The following is a 2,510-nucleotide window of genomic DNA, read 5'->3' as shown; positions in this document are numbered from 1 at the left end:
AAATCGCGCCGGTGGCAGATATGTTTCGGTTGCTGGGGCACACCCTGTGTCAGGAGCATCACATCCCCCAGGTGAATACAGGCGCACAAAGTGGGATCTCGCGTCAAGTGGCCTGCAAAGATTATCCTGCGATCAAAGAACACTTCCAGGATTATACCGGGTACTGCGATTCTAAATCGCAACTTCCCATTGCCGGTAAGACCCTGCCTTACCTTTTCTACGGCAAGGTGGCCTCTTCTCAATTGCAAGCCAGGATTGCAGAAGAGACGAAACGCTTTTTTCAAGAATTATTTAACACCCAAGAAGCACTGCACAATAACGAAGCGTTGCAACAAGTCATTGCTTTTGCTCTCTCTACCAAGAACGATGCGTTACTGCAGTTATTAGGTGAATATGCTGCTAATCACCAAGAAGCCTTTGACGCGCTGCTCGCGACTAATCGGTATTATCTGCACCAATTAGACCAAGGAATCATCGCTTTTGACGCTCTGGAACAAGGTGCTGCGATTAATGCAATGAACAAAGAGGGGCAAAGCGCATTGCATATTGCCACCTTAAAGGCAGATAAGGAGAGTCTTAGCAAACTCATTGCACGGGGCATTAATGTCAATATCCAAGATAAAGACGGCAATACCGCCTTAATCCGTGCTCTTGAAAAAGTGCTCTACAAAGATAAAAACGAAGTGGGACGCGACATTGCCAAACAGTTGATTGCAGCGCAGGCGCAAGTGGACATCAAAGATGATGATGAAAATACTCCGCTTATCATCGCGGTTAAAAACAAGGACTTAGCCATGGTGAACTATCTGTTGGAACACGGAGCTTGTCTTGAAACCTTTGATGCTCACATGAAAACCGCCTTATTTTGGGCGGCTGAGAAAGGATATGAGGACATATTCGATGTGCTCTTAAAACACAGTGCTAAAGTCAATGGTGTCAGTTATCCAGGAGAAAAGACCCCCCTGATGGTGGCATTAATCAATAACCATTGGGGTATCGCACAAAAAATCGTGTCGCAAGAAGGGGTGGCAATAAAACAAAAAAACAGACATGGCACCACAGCACTTCATCTGGCGGCTAAGAATACTGAAATCCTAAAGGCCGCTCTAGCATTATATCCAGAAAATCAACGCTTAGAGGCGGTGATGATTCAAAACGAAAACGGCAGAACAGTACTTCATTGGGCTGCTACGAATCCTGAAAGCCTAAGGATCATTCTCGCATTATTGCCGGAAAATCAACGCTTAGAAGCAGTGATGATTCAAAACAAATATGCCAGGAATACAGTGCTTCATTATGCTGCTGATACTCCTGAAAGCCTAAAGACCATTCTAGCGTTATTGCCGGAAAATCAACGTCTACAGGCGGTGATGATTAAAAACGAAGATGGCCCTACAGTACTTCATCTGGCTACTACGAATGCTGAAAGCCTAAAGACTGTTCTCGCATTATTGCCGGAAAATCAACGTCTAGAGGCGGTGAGGATTCAAGGCGAATATGGCAAGACAGTACTTCATACGGCGGCTACGAATGCTGAAAGCTTAAAGACTATTCTCGCATTATATCCTGAAAATCAACGTCTAGAGGCAGTGATGACTAAAAACAAACTTGGCAATGCAGTGCTTCATGATGCTGCTAGCAATCCTGAAAACCTAAAGGCCATTCTAGCATTATATCCTGAAAATCAACGCCTGGGGGCAATAATGAATCAAGGAAAATATGACAATACAGTACTTCATAATGCTGCTAGGAAGCCTGAAAGCTTAAAGGCTATTCTCGAATTATATACAGAAAATCAACGTCTTGAGACGGCGAGGCTCAAAAACAAAGACGGCAATACAGTACTTCACCTGGCTGCTGCGGATGCCGAAAGCCTAAAGACCATTCTAACGTTATTGCCAGAAAATCAACGTCTTGAGATGGTGATGATTCAAAACAAAAATAACAATACAGTACTTCATATGGCTGCTGCAAACTCTAAAATATTAAAGACCATTCTAGCGTTATTGCCAGAAAATCAACGTCTGAAAGCGGTGATGATTCGAGGGGAATATGACAATACAGTATTTCATACGGCTGCTTATAATCCCGAAAGCCTAAAGACCATTCTCGAATTATATCCAGAAAATCAACGTCTGGAAGCAGTGATGATTCAAGGAAAGTTTGGCCATACAGCACTTCATAATGCTGCTACGAATGCTGAAAGCCTAAAGACTATTCTTGAATTATATCCAGAAAATAAACGGTTCGAGGCAGTGATGCTTCAAAACAAATATGGAGATACAGCACTTAATAATGCAACTAATAATCCTGAAAGCCTAAAAACTACTCTAGGGTTACTGCCAGAAAATCAACGTCTAGAGGCGATGATGATTACAAACAAATCTGGCAATACAATACTTCATAAGGTTGCTAGCAATGCTGGAAGCCTAAAGGCCATTATAGCGTTATTACCAGAAAATCAACGCCTAGAGGCGATGATGATTAAAAACAAAGACGGCAAGTCAATA

1 protein-coding gene is annotated in these 2,510 nt (G+C 42.8%); it reads left to right on the top strand.

Annotation, left to right across the window (positions count from 1 at the left end):
- Positions 1 to 20: 20 nt before the first annotated feature.
- Positions 21 to 2,510 (top strand): ankyrin repeat domain-containing protein (locus Lsan_RS22635; RefSeq protein WP_193392708.1); only part of this gene is annotated, 2,490 nt, incomplete at its 3' end.

Source organism: Legionella santicrucis (assembly GCF_001468135.1).
Classification (GTDB): domain Bacteria; phylum Pseudomonadota; class Gammaproteobacteria; order Legionellales; family Legionellaceae; genus Legionella; species Legionella santicrucis.
This window is presented reverse-complemented; position numbering and strand designations above follow the sequence as displayed.